General features: G+C 53.0%; 16 protein-coding genes and 1 riboswitch. Of the genes, 15 read left to right on the top strand and 1 reads right to left on the bottom strand.

Annotation, left to right across the window (positions count from 1 at the left end; translation table 11 throughout):
- The first annotated feature begins 152 nt into the window (after positions 1-152).
- From mihF to HGAS_RS00595, 12 genes are all read left to right on the top strand, one after another.
- Positions 153-464: an integration host factor, actinobacterial type gene (gene mihF, locus HGAS_RS00650; protein ID WP_009409399.1), complete on the top strand. Its 312-nt coding sequence runs from the start codon at positions 153-155 to the stop codon at positions 462-464.
- A gap of 31 nt (positions 465-495) precedes the next feature.
- Complete coding sequence (gene gmk / locus HGAS_RS00645; RefSeq protein WP_019126037.1) at positions 496-1,053, top strand: guanylate kinase; 558 nt, start codon at positions 496-498, stop codon at positions 1,051-1,053.
- Positions 1,054-1,089: 36 nt separating this feature from the next.
- Positions 1,090-1,356 (top strand): DNA-directed RNA polymerase subunit omega, encoded by a 267-nt coding sequence (gene rpoZ, locus HGAS_RS00640; protein WP_009409401.1) that lies wholly within the window; start codon positions 1,090-1,092, stop codon positions 1,354-1,356.
- Complete coding sequence (coaBC, locus tag HGAS_RS00635; RefSeq protein WP_019126036.1) at positions 1,334-2,572, top strand: bifunctional phosphopantothenoylcysteine decarboxylase/phosphopantothenate--cysteine ligase CoaBC; 1,239 nt, start codon at positions 1,334-1,336, stop codon at positions 2,570-2,572. Before rpoZ ends, coaBC begins: the two co-directional genes overlap by 23 nt.
- 5 nt (positions 2,573-2,577) lie before the next feature.
- Positions 2,578-3,765, top strand: coding sequence for a methionine adenosyltransferase (metK, locus tag HGAS_RS00630; protein WP_034233675.1), 1,188 nt, complete (start codon positions 2,578-2,580; stop codon positions 3,763-3,765).
- Positions 3,762-4,364, top strand: a complete 603-nt coding sequence (locus HGAS_RS00625; protein ID WP_019126034.1) for a vitamin K epoxide reductase family protein — start codon at positions 3,762-3,764, stop codon at positions 4,362-4,364. Before metK ends, HGAS_RS00625 begins: the two co-directional genes overlap by 4 nt.
- Before the next feature lie 61 nt (positions 4,365-4,425).
- The gene (locus tag HGAS_RS00620; protein ID WP_233993653.1) at positions 4,426-6,387 is read left to right on the top strand and encodes a primosomal protein; all 1,962 of its coding nucleotides are present in this window, start codon (positions 4,426-4,428) and stop codon (positions 6,385-6,387) included.
- 21 nt (positions 6,388-6,408) lie between these two features.
- Positions 6,409-7,353: a methionyl-tRNA formyltransferase gene (fmt, locus tag HGAS_RS00615; protein WP_019126032.1), complete on the top strand. Its 945-nt coding sequence runs from the start codon at positions 6,409-6,411 to the stop codon at positions 7,351-7,353.
- On the top strand, positions 7,353-8,828 hold the full coding sequence (locus HGAS_RS00610) for a transcription antitermination factor NusB (RefSeq protein WP_019126031.1): 1,476 nt from the start codon (positions 7,353-7,355) through the stop codon (positions 8,826-8,828). Before fmt ends, HGAS_RS00610 begins: the two co-directional genes overlap by 1 nt.
- Entirely contained in the window at positions 8,825-9,490 is a 666-nt protein-coding gene (rpe, locus tag HGAS_RS00605; RefSeq protein WP_019126030.1) for a ribulose-phosphate 3-epimerase, read from the top strand. Before HGAS_RS00610 ends, rpe begins: the two co-directional genes overlap by 4 nt.
- 34 nt (positions 9,491-9,524) lie before the next feature.
- Positions 9,525-9,649: riboswitch (FMN riboswitch) on the top strand.
- A 56-nt stretch (positions 9,650-9,705) separates the two neighbouring features.
- Complete coding sequence (locus HGAS_RS00600) at positions 9,706-10,476, top strand: ABC transporter permease (protein ID WP_019126029.1); 771 nt, start codon at positions 9,706-9,708, stop codon at positions 10,474-10,476.
- Positions 10,477-10,501: 25 nt separating this feature from the next.
- Positions 10,502-11,497 (top strand): ABC transporter substrate-binding protein, encoded by a 996-nt coding sequence (locus tag HGAS_RS00595; RefSeq protein WP_019126028.1) that lies wholly within the window; start codon positions 10,502-10,504, stop codon positions 11,495-11,497.
- A gap of 10 nt (positions 11,498-11,507) precedes the next feature.
- Here HGAS_RS00595 and HGAS_RS00590 read toward each other — a convergent pair whose 3' ends face one another.
- Positions 11,508-11,855 carry a hypothetical protein gene (locus HGAS_RS00590; RefSeq protein ID WP_019126027.1) on the bottom strand — a complete coding sequence of 116 codons (348 nt, stop codon included), beginning with the start codon at positions 11,853-11,855 and terminating at the stop codon, positions 11,508-11,510.
- A gap of 103 nt (positions 11,856-11,958) precedes the next feature.
- Between HGAS_RS00590 and HGAS_RS00585 the strand changes: the two genes are divergently transcribed.
- The 3 genes from HGAS_RS00585 to HGAS_RS00575 are packed head-to-tail and all read left to right on the top strand — an operon-like array spanning position 11,959 to position 16,575.
- Positions 11,959-12,876, top strand: a complete 918-nt coding sequence (locus tag HGAS_RS00585; protein WP_019126026.1) for a helix-turn-helix transcriptional regulator — start codon at positions 11,959-11,961, stop codon at positions 12,874-12,876.
- Complete coding sequence (locus HGAS_RS00580; protein WP_019126025.1) at positions 12,869-13,843, top strand: helix-turn-helix transcriptional regulator; 975 nt, start codon at positions 12,869-12,871, stop codon at positions 13,841-13,843. The genes HGAS_RS00585 and HGAS_RS00580 overlap by 8 nt, the downstream gene beginning before the upstream one ends.
- Before the next feature lie 29 nt (positions 13,844-13,872).
- Positions 13,873-16,575, top strand: coding sequence for a DEAD/DEAH box helicase (locus HGAS_RS00575; RefSeq protein ID WP_019126024.1), 2,703 nt, complete (start codon positions 13,873-13,875; stop codon positions 16,573-16,575).
- The last annotated feature ends 29 nt before the right edge of the window (positions 16,576-16,604 follow it).

Genomic DNA, 16,604 nt, shown 5'->3' with positions numbered 1-16,604 from the left:
AACGCACATCAGTATTGATGTTTTTTTGAATGAGTCCTCACTCGTTTTTTGCCCGTGTTGCGCGCATCGTCGGTTGCAGTTGCACCAAAAACTATCAAAATAGTGCGATGCTTATTCCTGTCAGGGGAATCTAGAAAAAGGAGCGTAGTGAGATGGCACTGCCAGATCTGACTCCGCAACAGCGAGCCCAGGCTCTTGAGAAGGCGACGCGCGCTCGTCGTCGGCGCGCTGAGGTGAAGGATGCGCTCAAATCGCGAAAGATTACTCTGTCTGAAGTCATCGACATGGCTGCAACAGATGATGCAATCGCGAAGATGAAGGTGCGTTCTTTACTGGAAGCCCTGCCTCGAGTCGGTGTAAGTACTGCGGAAGCATTGATGAATGAGATCAAGATTGCGCCTTCAAGGCGTGTTCGAGGTCTTGGTCAGGTGCAGCGAGAAGAATTAATTCGTCGCTTCGGCTGAACTTTTAAGCCAGCTGTGGCAGCATACAGGCATGTCTTCATCTACGGTTACTGTCATTGCAGGTCCCACGGCTGTTGGTAAGGGAACTGTGATCGCGCGCTTACGCGAGCTATTTCCTGAAGTTGAACTCTCGATTTCGATGACAACGCGTCCTCCGCGACCGGGAGAAATCGACGGGGTGCACTACCACTTTGTCAGTGAGGACCAGTTCGCCCAGCTTATTGATTCCAAACAAATGCTGGAGTGGGCACTCGTTCACGGGAAATATCATTACGGAACACCGCGTGGTCCAGTTGATGGTGCAGTTCGACGCGGAGTGCCTTTCCTGCTCGAAATCGATGTTGCTGGTGTGCGTCAAGTTCGTAAATCACTTCCGGACGCTCGCTTTGTTTTTATCGCACCGCCGTCGTGGGAAGAGCTTGTCTCTCGCTTAGTCGGTCGCGGTACTGAAGACCCCGCTGAACAAGAGCGACGTTTGCGTACTGCAAAGGTCGAGCTTGCAGCTGCAGATGAGTTTGATGTCACCATCGTTAATGATGATTTGGAGCTTGCTGTCCATGAACTAGCCCATGTGATGGGGCTAGAATAGAAGCCGGTTCTTGCCAGTTACACAGGAGAGATTTGCATGTCCGGAATTGTTGCGCAGCCCGAAGGCATCACCTACCCGCCGATTGACGACCTGCTGGAGCACGTTGATTCAAAGTATGCCTTGGTGATTTTTGCTGCCCGTCGTGCTCGTCAGATCAACTCCTACAACATCCAGCTTGAGCAGAACATGATCCAGTTCGTCGGACCTGTTGTAGAAACTGAAGTCGACGAGAAGCCCTTGGCGATCGCGCTTCGTGAAATTGATGAAGGCCTGTTGACCCTTGAGTCAGCACCCCAAGCCTGATCAGCAGCCCGCTCACATCGTTCTCGGTGTGTCAGCGGGCATTGCTGCATATAAAGCCGTTTTCCTTTTGAGAATCCTTCAAAGAGACGGCTTCCGTGTCCGCGTTGTTCCAACACCTTCTTCGCTTGAGTTCGTTGGGCGAGCAACCTGGGAAGGGCTCACCCTCGAGAGCGTGAACACCGATGTTTTTCACGGTGGGGGAGCAGACCATGTCGAGTTAGCGCGGGGTTGTGCCGCTATTGTTATTGCACCCGCTACAGCTGATGTTATTGCTCGGATAGCGAATGGTCAGGCCGATGACCTTTTGACAACCACTGTTCTTGCCAGCGATTGCCCTGTAGTTATTGCACCTGCTATGCACACGCAAATGTGGCGCGCGGCCGCAACGCAGGAGAATATTGCCCGGCTTCGGAAGCGCGGATATATCGTTGTCGGCCCGGAAGATGGTGATCTTGCTTCCGGTGACCACGGGGCTGGTCGGATGAGTGAGCCCGAGGTTATCGCAGCGCACGTGCGTAAAGCGTATGGCGTATCAGGTGACCTTGCGGGAAAGAAAATTCTGATCACCGCCGGTGGAACTCGTGAAGCGATTGATCCAGTCCGCTTCCTTGGTAACCGCTCGAGTGGCCGACAGGGAATCGCAATCGCCCGCGAGGCCCTTAGTCGCGGGGCCGAGGTTACTTTAATAACTTCCAATATCGAGGCTGCTCTTATTCCTCAGGGGTGCAGCGTGATCGATGCTCCTTCCGCTCAAGACGTCTATGACGCTGTGATGTCTCATCTTGGGCACAGCAATGCATTGGTCATGGCGGCTGCGGTTGCTGACTACCGCCCACGGGCGGCCTCGGCCTCGAAAATCAAAAAAGAAGAGAACGAATCAGCGCCACCTCGGATCGAACTCACGGAAACGACTGATGTTCTACGCAGCGTGAGTTCGTCTCCCGACCGCCCACGCGTGGTCCTTGGCTTTGCTGCTGAGACCGGCGATCAAAACACCGTACTGTCCTATGGGGCGGCGAAAGCCAAGCGTAAAGGTGCGGACTATCTTGCTGTGAATGCAGTGGGTGCAGATATCGGATTTGGCGATGTTCCCAACTATGTATATGTCCTGAACCAAGAGGGGTCGGTAGTGACCCAAGGTGGGGGAACGAAGGCAGATGTTGCCCGAATCCTCATTGATCTCATTTCACAGCGGTTCGATACGATGGAGGCGTGAGCGATATGCGTAAGTACTTTACTTCTGAATCCGTAACCGAAGGTCACCCCGATAAGGTCTGTGACCGAATTTCTGACTCGATTTTGGACGCCCTACTTGAGGCCGATCCTCAGTCGCGTGTTGCTGTGGAAACAATGGTGACAACCGGTTTGGTTCATGTGGCCGGCGAAGTTTCAACCAACGCTTATGTTGAAATTCCGCAGATTGTCCGCGAACAGATCCTCGAAATCGGTTACGACTCATCCCGTAAGGGATTCGACGGCGCTTCCTGCGGTGTTTCCGTGTCCATTGGTGCCCAAAGCAGTGATATCGCAGATGGCGTGGATCATTCCTTGGAGACGCGTTACGGTTCAAATGAGGATCGTCGTGAGGCTCAGGGCGCGGGTGACCAGGGCATGATGTTCGGCTATGCCTCGGATGAAACTCCTGATTTTATGCCTGCTCCAATTTGGCTTGCGCACAAGCTAGCAGAGCGTCTTGCTGCAGTTCGCCATCAAGGACTTGCTCATGGTCTTCGTCCTGACGGAAAGACACAGGTCACTCTTGCTTATGATGAGCAGGGCATTCCTCGCGAGATCGATACGCTTGTCATTTCGACTCAGCATGACCCCGAGCTTGGCGTGAGTGAACTCGAAGAGCAACTGCGTGAACTGGTTGTTTCTCCTGTGCTCGAAGAGACGGGCTTGGGGCTTTCAACTGAAACAATGAAGCTTCTTGTTAATCCTTCTGGGCGCTTTGTTATCGGTGGACCTGCTGGCGATGCCGGTCTGACCGGACGCAAGATTATTGTTGACACCTACGGAGGCATGGCTCGCCACGGAGGCGGTGCTTTCTCTGGCAAAGATCCGTCAAAGGTTGACCGTTCGGCTGCATACGCGGCGCGTTGGATCGCTAAGAATATCGTTGCCGCAGGCTATGCAAGGCGCTGTGAGATTCAATTGGCCTATGCAATTGGTCGCGCGCATCCGGTCGGACTTTATGTCGAGACCTTTGGTACCGGAACTGTGAGTGATGACGTTCTTACCGATGCCATCACTCAGTGCTTTGATCTTCGCCCTGCGGGAATCATCGAAGACCTTGATCTTCTACGTCCGATTTACGCGAAAACCGCTGCTTACGGTCACTTTGGTCGTCCGATTTTCCCCTGGGAGCAGACGGATCGCGTGGCTCGTCTCCAGGAAATTCTTCAATGAGTGCCGCCCCTTGCGCCGCCCGCCCGATAAACCGCGGAACCGCCATCGAAATGGCGGTTTCGGGGATCATCGGTTTATGCGCGTCCTTCGTCCTCTCGATCGAGGCGTGGCAGTTGGCGGCGGATCAGGGACGAACATTTAGCTGTGACGTTTCTTCGGTTCTGTCGTGTTCTGCGGTCGCAGCCACTCCGCAGGCTCGAGTGTTGGGATTCCCAAATGCCTTTTTGGGGATCTTTTTCGAGGCCGTCGTCTTGACCGTTTCCTTCGCTCTCATTGCAGGGGTACGTTTTCCGAAATGGTATTTCCTGGGGGTTGAAGCTCTCTATACCATCGGCCTGCTCTTCGCATATTGGCTCTTCACGCAATCGTATTTCGTCATTCACGTTTTGTGTCCTTGGTGTTTGCTCATCACAATAACGACGACGCTTGTGTGGTTTGGACTTACACGAGTATGCATTTCTCAGGGAGTACTCCCCGCACCTGCGTGGTGGAAGTCTGTGATGAAGGCCGGTGGAGACTGGCTGGTCGTCGTCCTCGTTATTGCAGCTGTTCTTGCGATGATCGTTGTGCGATACGGTTCAGTACTTTTCGGTAATTGATCAGTTGGTGCTCAATCGGTCTTCAAATGCCGGTTCAATGTGTTGAACTAGGTGTATGGTGATGGACGCGTTGCCCCTTCCGGGTTTTGAATCAGACCGTGATGTACCACGGTTGATTGCGCATGTCTATGTTGATTCTGACCTTTCACACCTTGATTACCCGCTGGATTATCTCGTCCCCACCCAATGGGAGTCGATGGATCTCACTGGATTTATCGTGCAGGTTCCCCTTGCGGGACGAAAACGAATTGGATGGGTCGTTTCGTGTGAAAAACGCAGTAACATCGACGCGGCCATCCGCGAAATTATCGATGTTGTTTCGACTATTTCAGTCGTTTCACCGAAGACTTTTGAATTAGCTTCCTACATAGGCAAGCGTTTTCTCTCAACCGCTTCTACGGTCTTGAGCATTGCCATTCCCACAAGGCGTGCACGGGTTGAGCAAGAATCAATGTCCTCAAGGCCTGCTGAGTTGAAGATCGGGCAGGGAGATCCCTGGGAAGCTTTTGAACTTGGCCATGCATTTCTTGAACATGTGAGTCAGGGTGAGTGCCCGCGCGCCGTATGGACATCAATTCCGGGACGATCAGAATCTGAAATTGCCCATCTTATTGCTTCTGTTCAGAAAGCCGGAAAGACGGCTCTTATCGTTGTGCCGACTTCTCGAGTTGCCGGTGAACTAGCTTCTTCGTTGTCTACGATTTTTGACGCATCGATCCCCATTTACACCACAGAGCAGACGGCCAGCGAGCGCTACCGTTTGTACCTTCAAGCGAAGATGGGGACGCATCGCGTCATCGTTGGAACGCGTTCAGCGGTGTGGCTTCCCATGAAGGACCTCGGATTGATCGTTATCTGGGGCGATGGGGATGACCATCTTCGTGAACCGCGCGCTCCGCGCACTGATGCATTGGACGTGGCGGTTGCACGTTCACATCTTGAACATGTCGCTCTTGCTGTTGGAAACTACTCTCGCTCGGTAAAAGCGCAGTATCTTGTCGAACGCTCCTGGGCGATTTCTCTTACTCCACAACGTGAGGTATTGCGAGCATCGACGGGACGTTTTGTCGTCGCTGATTCTTTTGATCAGGAGCGGCAGGGAAAGTCTGCTTTTACTTATCTACCACCGGATGCATTCTCCTGTATTCGTGCGGGATTGAAAGAGGGACCCGTTCTCATTCTTTCTGCGCATTCGGGATATATCCCTGTCGTCGGTTGTTCTCGCTGCGGAAGGCCTGCCCGCTGCGAATACTGCTCAGGACCGCTTCAATTAGAGGCTGACCATTCGATAGTGTGTTCATGGTGCGAACGCAAGACCGAGAATTGGTCGTGCCTTAAATGCCAGGGGACAACCCTTAAATGGTGGCGCCTTGGCTCTGAGCGCATCGGCGAAGAAATCGGTCGTTCTTTCCCTCAAATTCCCTTAACCATCACTCAAGCGAATGACGAAACGCGTCCGCGTGTTGGTCCCGAAGCACGGATAATTGTCTCTACTCCTGGCGTGGAGCCCAAAGCTCAGGACGGCTACGCGGCAGTAATTATCCCCTCAGCTGCGGCGCTTGCCTCGAGGCCCGAGATGTGGGCCCCAGAAGAAGCGCTGCGCAGGTGGCTGAATGCCGGCGCACTGACCCGTCCTCACGCTCGAATATGGGTCTCTACTGGGGTCGAACACGCGCTTGCGCAGGCACTCATTAGATGGAGTCCCGAAGACTATATTCAACAGCTTCTTGATGAACGCAAGGTTCTTCGTTTCCCACCAACTGCATCAATCGTTGCAATCGACGGACCTCTTGACCAAGTGAATGCTTTTTGTCAGGATCTCCCTGCAGAGCTAATCGGTATTGTTGATGCGCCTTCGGTTGGAAAGATCGGTCATCGTCCGGATGACCGGCGCGCTCTTATTCGCTGTGCGACAGCTGATTATCCTCAACTCGCACAAGTACTTCGCGAACGTAATGGTGTGCGTTCGGCACGTAAACGCTATCCGCTTCGCCTCACCTTAAATCCTCCTGAGCTGTTCTAGACAAGCCGATACACTATGAGCGTGCGTATTGTTTTTGCAGGTACCCCTGAGCCGGCGTTACCGACCCTTGAAGCCCTGATTTCCTCGCCACATGAGGTCGTTGGCGTTATTACTCGTCCTCCAGCAAAGAGCGGTCGTGGGCGCCATCTAGTCCCATCGCCCATTGCGCAGCGTGCAAGTGAAGCTGGAATTGATCTCTTCGAAACCTCGTCTCTTAAAGGAGACGAGGCCTTGGACCGCATTCGTGCGTGGAATGCTGATATCGCGGTTGTCGTCGCCTATGGCGCTCTGATTCCTCTGCGTGTGCTTGAGGCTCTTCCGCATGGTTGGCTCAATCTTCATTTCTCAGATCTGCCATTCTTCCGTGGTGCAGCTCCCGTGCAGTGGGCAATCCTTTCGGGGTTGAATGAAACTGCATCTAGCGTTTTCCAGCTAGAAGAGGGGTTGGATACGGGTCCCGTTTTTTCTCGCAAAAAGGTCGAGATCGCCGATCAGACCAGCGGTGAGCTCCTCGATGAGATGGCGCGTTTAGGCGCTCAGCAAGTTGTCGATGTGGTGAATGCAATTGAGGCCGGACAAGCTCTTGCACAACCACAAGTCGTACCAGAGGGTGTGGAACTCAGCTATGCCCGGCGCTTGGAACCCAGTGATGGTGCTGTCTCCTTTGATGAGAGTGCCCGCCAGACGTGGCTGAGAATCCGCGCAGTGATTCCCAGCCCAGGTGCATATACGGAGTTTCGTGGGCAACGACTCAAGCTAGGTAAGGTTTCTTTGACCGATGTTCCCACCCCCGGCCCTGGCCGTCTCATCGTTTCGAAGAAGAGCGTCCTTGTTGGTTGCACGGACTTCTGTCTCGAGCTTGGTCAGGTTGCTCCTGCCGGGAAAAAATGGATGGATGCAGCTGCATGGGCACGCGGCGCCCGATTGGACAGTGATGCTCGACTCGGTGAAGGGATAGCGCTCTGATGGCAACTCACCGTTATTCCGATGGATATCGTTCCTTCCGCGAAGCGGATCCTGCCCGCCAGGTTGCCTTCGAGGTCCTAACACTGGTGCGCAATGAGGATGCCTACGCAAATCTGGTTCTTCCAAAAGTTCTGAAATCTTTTGAAGGACAGGCGCATCTCGATCAACGTGACCGAGCTTTCGCTGTTGAACTCACCTACGGCACCCTACGCGAACAGGGATTCCTTGATTGGGTGATCTCTCGAAACTCTTCCCGTCCGCTTTCCGATATCGAAGGCGGCATCGTCGATATCCTGCGTCTTGGCGTTTATCAGTTGCTGCGCATGCGGGTTCCCGACCATGCTGCGGTTTCGCAAACCGTTGATCTTTCGCGGCAGTATCTCAGTGCCGGTCCAGCAAAGTTCATTAATGCTGTTTTGCGTTCTGTGATCCGTGAGGGTGACGAGGCAAGGCAGGAAGCTTTGAATGAACTTCCGGAATCAGAACGCCTGGCGATCGAATACTCTCATCCGCAATGGATGGTCGAGGAATATTGTCGTGCGCTCGTTGCCAATGGTTGTTCCAGTGAAGAGATTACGGAGCTTCTGGCTGCTAACAACCAGGCACCCTACGTTTCTCTCGTCGCACGCCCAAGCCTCATTGAGGTTGATGAACTTGCTGATCAGTGTCTTGATCACTTGCGAACTCGTATCGCTGATGGCGAGGTATCTCCCTACGCTGTTCTTCTCGAGTCCGGGGATCCAGCCCGTATTCCTGCAATCAGGCAGAGACGAGCAGCGGTTCAGGATGAGGGTTCTCAACTAGCCGGGATTTTGGCAGCTCAAGTCCCCGTGACGGGGAAAGATCAGAGCTGGCTCGACCTTTGCGCAGGTCCCGGAGGTAAAGCGGCGCTGGTCGCTTCATTAGGTGTTGAACGAGGCGCTCAGCTTGTCGCCAACGAGGTGCACTCTCATCGAGCGCGACTCGTCGAAAAGACCCTCGAACTCCTTGATAACACTGAAGTCGTGTGTTCCGATGGAACACGCTTTGGCGGTGAGGGCACACGCTGGGCTTTAGAGTCTTTCGACCGTGTCATTATTGATGCGCCGTGCTCTGGCCTTGGATCGATGCGTCGTCGACCGGAATCACGTTGGCGCAGAAATCAAGATGATGTCTCGCAGTTGGTTTCCCTTCAGGCGGAGCTACTCGATCGAGGAATCGAATTGACCAGGCCTGGGGGAGTGACTGTTTACATCACCTGCTCGCCGGTAGTGCAGGAAACTCTCGATCAGATTTCACGTGTTCTCTCCACGGGACATGTCGAGCTGGTGGATCTGCATCCTGTGGCCTCGCAAATTACTCCCAGGCCCCTTAACCTTCCGCAAGCAGAAGGAATTGCTGCTCGAACAATTCAGCTTTGGGAACACCGTAACGAAACTGATCTTATGTTTATTGCTGCTCTCCGAAAACTTCCAGTAGCTCAGGAGCTCTCATGACCACGCCGCTCATTTCGCCTTCGATTCTTAATTGCGATATTGCCAGACTTGAGGACGAACTGAAAAAGATTTCCAGTGCTGATATCGCTCATGTAGATGTCATGGACAATCACTTTGTCCCGAACCTCACGTGGGGTCTTCCCGTCGTGGAGGCCTGCGTCAACACTGGCATCTTGCCCATTGATGCTCACCTGATGATTGAAGATCCAGATCGGTGGGCACCTGCGTACGCAGAAGCCGGTTGTGCGTCGGTCACCTTCCATGCCGAGGCCGCTTCCGCACCGATCCGCACGGCTCGGGAAATCCGACGTCTGGGTGCCCGTGCTGCTCTTGCGCTCAAGCCTTCGACAGACATCGCGCCCTACGTCGATATTTTGCCGGAATTCGACATGATCTTGATTATGACGGTTGAACCAGGTTTCGGCGGTCAAAGTTTCCTTGAATCGATGCTTCCAAAGATCCAACGAACGCGGGATGCCATCGCCTCAGCATCTTTGGATATCTCGATTCAAGTTGATGGGGGAGTCTCGCGTAAGACTATTGAACGTGCTGCTGACGCGGGCGCAACAAATTTTGTTGCAGGATCGGCAATCTTCCGAGCCGACGATGCCTTTGAGGAAATTGCAACACTGCGTTCTCTTGCGCAATCGCATATGCACTGAAGATGACACTCGCTTCCGCGCGTGCCAGAATAACTATGTACTTCGGGGTCGGTGTAAGTCCGAGCCGGCGGTGAAAGTCCGCGACCCGCATCATTCGATGCGGTTGAACTGGTGTAATTCCAGTACCGACAGTTAAAGCCTGGATGGGAGAAGTAGTTGAGTGGGCCTAGTGTCTGCTGAGCGGCTGCATAGCTCGAAGTGCGGGAAGGATTACCGTGAGCCGTCGAGCACCTCGCCGCTTCACCGTTATCGCCCCGCTTATTGTCATCGTCTGCTTAGTCTTTTTTTGGTGGGCGATCACCGCATTTAGCGGGATTCAAGCGTGGCGTCTTCCTTCGCCGTACGCCGTCCTCGCCCGAGGATACTCCCTTGTTCAACAGCCTTCGCTTTGGCTCGCTTTCGCGCGAACTGGAGTCGAGGCCCTAGTCGGTGGATTCATTGGTGTGTGCGTTGCACTTCCATTGAGCTACCTGATCTTCCGTTTCCGTACCATCGCCGAGGCTATTGAACCCCTTTTAGGGACCTCGCAGGCTTTACCCGCCGTTGCCTTGGCACCATTTTTGGTCCTCTGGTTCGGCTACGGGTTGATTCCAATTTCGATGCTTTGCGCATTGATTGCTTTCTTCCCTATTCTCATCTCCTCCCTGGTTGGCTTACGCTCCTTGGACCGCCAAGTATGCGAGGCGGCACAGCTTGACGGGGCAGCAGGGATCACGATGGCGGTGAAGATTGAAATTCCACTTGCATCACCAGCGATTCTTGCCGGCATTCGCAATGGCTTTACTTTGTCCATTACAGGTGCTGTCGTCGGGGAAATGGTGATGGGAGGAAAGGGGCTGGGAATGCTCCTTTCTCAGATGCGCACGAATGTCGATACTGCAGGAATGTTTGTTGTGATTCTTCTTCTGTGTATACAGGCAGTTGTCATCTACACACTCATGTCCGCATGGGAAAAGCGCTCACGCGTGATGGTTGAAACAGATTAGGTGCGACATACTATTGGAGAGCATTATGCGTCCTATTGTTCGTGGAATTGCCGGTTTACTTACGGCAGGATTTGTGATGAGTGGTTGTTCCAGCACCTCGTCATCATCTGACACGACCGTTATTGGTTTGACCTATGTGCCAAATGTTCAATTCTCCGGTGTCTACCTTGCCGAGGATAATGGCGATTACTCCAAGGAAGGAGTAAAGGTCGATATCCGCCATCATGGCAATGATGAAGGAGTATTTACCGCTCTTGTGAGCGGACAAGAACAACTTGTCCTCGCGACGGGCGACGAAGTAGTTCAAGCCAGATCACAGGGCATGGATGTGATTTCGGTGGGCCAATACTACCGTGAGCAGCCCAACGTGATCTTGACCCGTGCCGATACCGGAATCAAGAGCGTTAGTGACTTGAAGGGGAAGAAAGTAGGAATCCCAGGAGAATACGGATCTTCATGGCTCGCCCTTCAAGCCTACTTAGCCAGCGCCCACATGACGACATCTGACATCAGTGTTGTATCCATTGGTTATACCCAAGTTTCTGCATTGAATAATAAAGACGTTGATGCAGTTGTCGGCTTTGCAAACAATGATGCTGTTCAGCTTTCTGCTGCTGGCGTCGATACCCGTGTTGTTGACTGTGATTGCACCATTCCTTTGATTTCGGCATCTCTGGTCACGACATCGAAGTGGGCGAAGGAAAATCCTGAAAAGCTGAAGAAAATTCTTCACGCAACACAACAGGGGATGACAGCTGCGGTCGAGCATCCAGATCAAGCATTTGCTGCCACTGAGAAGCGTGACACTACCCTGACTGATGATAAAACGCGCTCCACAGCCACCCAGATTCTCAATGCGACGAATCTACTGATTTTGGGAGCGAATTCGAAGGTTTCATTGGAACAAGATCAAAATCGCTGGCAAGAGATGATCAACTTTATGTCGTCAAATTCGGGGCTTCTCGAGCACGAAGTCACTCTTGATCAAGTGATGACAAACGATTACATCCCGCAGTCGTAGTTTTGCGGCTTCAAGATAGTGATTCCCTCAGCTTGCCGATTTTCGGGCTGAGGGAATCACTTTCTTCGGTAATTCCGAAGAGTTTGCAGAAGAAGGCCTCAATTTCGACCAACGCGCAATGAATGTAGATATCAGCGCGATCCAACAATGCAATCACCTCGTTATGCGGGATGAAATCAATATGAATCTGAGCTGCTAGGGGAGTGGCTAGTTTGCGTAGATCGCGCTCCAGCGGATCGCTACCGGCAAGATAGAGATCGATGTTGTGAGAGTGGCGACCACCACAAAAATCGCGGGCGCAACGAGCAAGCCAATTAGTGGCATTCGTAAAATCGCTTGCCGATAGAAGAATTCGCATCTTGTTCTCCGCGTGTATTGGTGAACAGTGTGTTTAGTAGCTGCAAGGTCTTTCGCGCACTAGGCTAAAGCGTGCATCGATTTTGTCACAAGGAGGGGGCATTGTGGAGAGCAACGATACCAGTGTGCGTATCCTCGACCTGCTCTTTGAACTGACGTATGCAGAACGCGGGCGTTCGCGTTCCCAGATTCGCAGGTTGACGCATTACCGAAAATTGAGTGACACCGCGTTCGATTCAGCTTTCACTCGCGATAAAGAGACGCTTAAAAAAATTGGTGTTGACATTGAGGTTCAACCGCGTGGCGATGAGCTCGTTTACCGCTTACGCCGGTCAAATTCTGAGCTGCTTAAGCTCTCCCTCGAAGAACTTTCGCTGCTCGACTTAGCCTCGACAGCATGGAATGATCCGTCAACAACTGAGCTTGCCTCGACAAAGTTGCGGGCATCTTCCATAGCAAATCGCAAGTCTTCGATTGATTTTCATCTCTCGGGCGCTGAACATGTCCTTCCATTATTCCAAGCGATCACTTCAGCGAGCGTTGTTTCCTTTGCATATAGAAGTCCCAGGGGAACCGATAATCGCGCTGTGGAGCCATGGAATCTCCTCATTTCTGGTTCAGCAATATATCTTCAAGGCTATGACCTTGACCGAGGCGATGAACGTAGCTTCAGGCTTTCGCGCATTCTGCCTCCGATCGAGGTGCTTGGAGAGCCCGGCGATGCTTACCCTCGTCCCTCGGACCGCCCAACGATCGGTATTTCACGTCCACTTGAGCCGAGCTTCTTAGCCAGAGTAGGCAGTGAAGCGTGGAAGAGCGCACTGCGCGACGATAAAGCTACAGGGGCAGACACGGACCAATGGCAACGCTTCCGCGGCCACGTTGCTCCTTACAGTTTCTGGACCCATTTCATCTTGTCTCATGCTCACGATGTTGTCCCTCTCGGGCCGACTGAGTTTGCCTCGGATTTACAGAACAAACTCCAGAGTGCGTTGTCTCTGAACGGAGGCCAAAATGCCTGAAGAAGCTCCAGTTCAGGTCGCACGGATCCTCGCCATGGCCTCGTGGATTATGGATAATCCTGGCCACAATGTTCGTCAGATCGCTCAGCATTTCGGCCGAAGTTCACGCCAAGTTCGCCGCGATTTAGAGTACATGGGGCAAATCGGCGACTCGATGATTGATCGTTCCTACGGGCTGGATTGGGATCTGTATGAGACAGAGGGAGTGGTGGTTCTTCGCGGAAGTCAGACCCCCTCTCTTCCTAAGCTCACCCCTGCCGAGGCCGCGGCTCTCCTAGTTGCGTTACGTGCTCTTGCGCCTTACCTCAGTGACTCTGAGGAAGAGGTTTTGCTGAGTACTGCTGCAAAACTTGCTTCTCGTGCAAGCCAAGACGAGGGAGAAGCGCAAAACAGTTCTGAGGTGATTCACCTTGAGCAGGAAAGCTTAAATTCCCTCGACACACAGCAAGAGATTAGCGCTCAACACGTTATTGGTCTGCGTAATGCGATCGATGAGTTGCGCGAGGTGTCTTTTGAGTACCTCGGTGTTGAAGGATCTTATACTCGCTGTGTCTATCCGCTTAGACTCAAACACTTAAGCACCGGATGGATTCTTGATGCATGGGATCCAACTCGGGAAACTCACAGGAGCTATCGCGTAGATCGGATGAATAATCTTGTCATCGGTGAGAAGCACCCGAGGGTATCAATTCCTTCTGAGCCTGCTCCTTCAACGCTGACGCTGACGATCTCCTCAAATGCGCGATGGATATGCGAGGACTTCGAATCTACTGTGATTTCTGAAGATGCAGAGATGATCACATGTTCCTTGCCTATTTGGAACGAGGAATGGATCCTTGCGCTGCTGTGTGATATTTCGGCCGATATCATTGAATGTCCGTCGGAGTGGATGCAGCGCGTCAGTGAGTACGCTCGGAGCGCGATGGAAATTTGGGAAGAGGCCAAGATGATCAGGAGCGAGGCGTGAGTCCAAAGCGAAAGAGACGCCGCGCGAGTATGGAGGCCGCCGAGCCACAAGAATCTTCCTGGTCGCCAGCAGAGGGAATGGCACAGTTTCGACAGCAGCAAAAGATTGATCGATCTTTCAGAAGCCGCTACGTAGAGGGCTTGAGCTTCACCCTTGATCACTTCCAAATCGAAGCAATGGATGCTTTAGAAGCTGGCCACAGTGTGCTGGTTGCAGCACCTACCGGCGCTGGGAAGACAGTTGTTGGCGAATTTGCCGTCGCGCTTTCGCTTTCGACGGGTTCGCGCGCCTTCTACACAACACCGATTAAGGCGTTATCAAACCAGAAGTTTACTGATTTTCAGAAGCGCTATGGCGAAGCGCGCGTTGGTCTATTGACTGGGGATACGTCGATTAATCCAGATGCTCCCATCATCGTCATGACGACAGAGGTCCTGCGCAACATGATTTATATGGGAGCAGACCTCAGTAACTTAAGTCATGTTGTGCTGGATGAAGTTCATTATCTAGCCGACCGTTTTCGTGGACCTGTCTGGGAAGAGGTGCTGATCCATCTTCCTCAACATACAAAGGTCATTGCTCTTTCTGCGACAGTGTCGAATGCCGAAGAATTCGGAGAATGGATTGGCCAAGTTCGGGGTTCTTGCGATGTCATTATCTCCGAGACGCGACCGGTGCCTTTATTCCAACACATGCTTGTCGATGGAGAACTTTACGACGTCTACGCGCCATCACGACGTGGTTCTGGGCAATCTCAGCGTTTGAACCCAGAACTGCTCTATGCCTGCTCTCCGCAAGGTCGACGCGCTCATCAACGGCGTTTCCGTTCACGTCCAGCGACTGTCATTACCCTTGATCGTGCCAATCTGCTTCCCGCAATTGTTTTTATCTTTTCGCGGGCTGGGTGTGAGGATGCTGTTCGCGAAGTGATCGCCTCGGGTGTCACTTTGACGAACCGATCTCAGGCAGAGCAAATCCGGCGTATCGCAGAGGAAGCTACGGCGATGATCCCTCCAGAGGATTACGCAGTTTTAGGTATTGACTCTTGGATTAAAGCTCTGGAACGAGGCATCGCGGCTCACCATGCCGGTTTGCTGCCCCTGATGAAAGAAACCGTTGAAAAGCTGTTTTCAATGGGGCTTATTCGTCTTGTTTATGCGACAGAAACACTTGCGCTGGGAATCAATATGCCTGCGCGTTCGGTGGTGATTGAGTCGCTCCAAAAATGGAACGGTGTCGAACACGTACGCTTATCTGCGGGTGAGTTTACGCAGTTATCTGGCCGTGCGGGACGACGCGGTATCGATGTTGAAGGGCACGTGGTTGTCAGCGGACGTCGGGATATCGCCCCCGAGGAAGTTGCCGCTTTGGCCTCGAAACGAACATACCCGCTGGTTAGCGCTTTCCATCCGACCTACAACATGGTTGTTAATCTTCTGGCGCATTCGACACGTAAGGCGACGCGCAAGGTCCTGGAATCCTCGTTTGCACAATTCCAAGCCGATTCTTCGGTTGTCCATCTCGCCCAAAGCGCACGCGCGTTAGAGCGTGAATTGGATTCCCTGGGAGAGGGAGTCGATTGTTCACGCGGGAACGCTCAAGAGTATTTCTCCATGCGTGATCGGCTCGCGCGTTTGGAGAAAGAAGCCTCACGAGAGCGTAGCCTCCAGCGAAAGGAACAGGATCAGGAGGTTTTCCGTTCACTGAAACCCGGGCAGGTTTTCGATATTGGTACTAAGCGGAAAGCGCATCGTTACCTGGTTTTGGAGCTTCAGCATTCCGCTGGCCTTCGCCCGTTGCTTCGTACTTTGGGCGCCGATGCTAGGTTGCATACTCTGAGCGTAGATGACCTCTCGGGTGCATTTGAGCTCGTTGCGCACCTTCGTGTTCCTCCTTCCGAGGCCTTACGCCGTCATCGTGGACGTGAGGAATGGGCACAGCGGATCCGGACCCTTCGATCTGAGCACAAAGGGGGCAAGAAAGCTCTTGACTCGCTGCCGATAGATGCAGAGATTTCTCAGCTTCGCATGGCGATTAAGTCGCATCCCGTACACTCGTGTCCACATCGCGAGGAACATGCACGTGCCGGTCACAACTGGGCGCGAAAAAATGCTGAGTACGAGAAGCTTCTCAAACGAATCGATGGACGCACGAACTCGGTTGCACAACAATTTGATCGAGTGTGCGAAGTCCTCGATCGAATGGGGTTCTTGAAAAATGATCTCGTAACAGATTCCGGACAGCTGCTGCGTCGTATTTTTGGCGATCGAGATCTGATCGTTGTTGAAGCCCTTAGACGAGGTGTGTGGGATCGTCTTTCGGCTCCCGAACTCGCTGCAATCGTTTCGACGTGTGTCTACCAATCTCGAGGCGAAGAATCAGCAGCGGTTGAACCCTGGACTGCTGCGTCAAGCGCGTTGGCGCAGGCGTGGGAAGAAACTCTTTCGTTGTCACAGGCGGTGATGTCGGTGGAGAAGAGTGTTGGGGTTCCTCAATCCCCAGAACTCGATCCGGGGCTTGCACAGGCTGTAATGGCATGGGCCAATGGGGCAACTTTGACGACCGCCATCTGGGGGACGCCTCTTCTCGCAGGTGACTTTGTCCGTTGGATTCGGCAGGTAGTAGATCTGCTCGACCAAATTGCCCATGTTGCGTCTGCAGAAACTTCAGCGGTCGCTCGTCAGGCGCGCAGACTGATTCTGAGAGGAGTTGTCTCTTGGGAAGGGGAGTAAAGACAGCGACTCAGAAAAGGCTAAAGCGT

Origin of the sequence: Actinomyces sp. ph3 (assembly GCF_000308055.1) — a bacterium.
GTDB lineage: Bacteria > Actinomycetota > Actinomycetes > Actinomycetales > Actinomycetaceae > Pauljensenia.
This window is presented reverse-complemented; position numbering and strand designations above follow the sequence as displayed.

Coding starts and splice junctions, on each gene's coding strand:
- mihF (WP_009409399.1), top strand. CDS start 153: ATGGCACTGCCAGATCTGACTCCGCAACAGCGAGCCCAGGCTCTTGAG.
- gmk (WP_019126037.1), top strand. CDS start 496: ATGTCTTCATCTACGGTTACTGTCATTGCAGGTCCCACGGCTGTTGGT.
- rpoZ (WP_009409401.1), top strand. CDS start 1,090: ATGTCCGGAATTGTTGCGCAGCCCGAAGGCATCACCTACCCGCCGATT.
- metK (WP_034233675.1), top strand. CDS start 2,578: ATGCGTAAGTACTTTACTTCTGAATCCGTAACCGAAGGTCACCCCGAT.
- HGAS_RS00625 (WP_019126034.1), top strand. CDS start 3,762: ATGAGTGCCGCCCCTTGCGCCGCCCGCCCGATAAACCGCGGAACCGCC.
- HGAS_RS00620 (WP_233993653.1), top strand. CDS start 4,426: ATGGACGCGTTGCCCCTTCCGGGTTTTGAATCAGACCGTGATGTACCA.
- HGAS_RS00610 (WP_019126031.1), top strand. CDS start 7,353: ATGGCAACTCACCGTTATTCCGATGGATATCGTTCCTTCCGCGAAGCG.
- rpe (WP_019126030.1), top strand. CDS start 8,825: ATGACCACGCCGCTCATTTCGCCTTCGATTCTTAATTGCGATATTGCC.
- HGAS_RS00595 (WP_019126028.1), top strand. CDS start 10,502: ATGCGTCCTATTGTTCGTGGAATTGCCGGTTTACTTACGGCAGGATTT.
- HGAS_RS00590 (WP_019126027.1), bottom strand. CDS start 11,855: ATGCGAATTCTTCTATCGGCAAGCGATTTTACGAATGCCACTAATTGG.
- HGAS_RS00580 (WP_019126025.1), top strand. CDS start 12,869: ATGCCTGAAGAAGCTCCAGTTCAGGTCGCACGGATCCTCGCCATGGCC.
- HGAS_RS00575 (WP_019126024.1), top strand. CDS start 13,873: ATGGAGGCCGCCGAGCCACAAGAATCTTCCTGGTCGCCAGCAGAGGGA.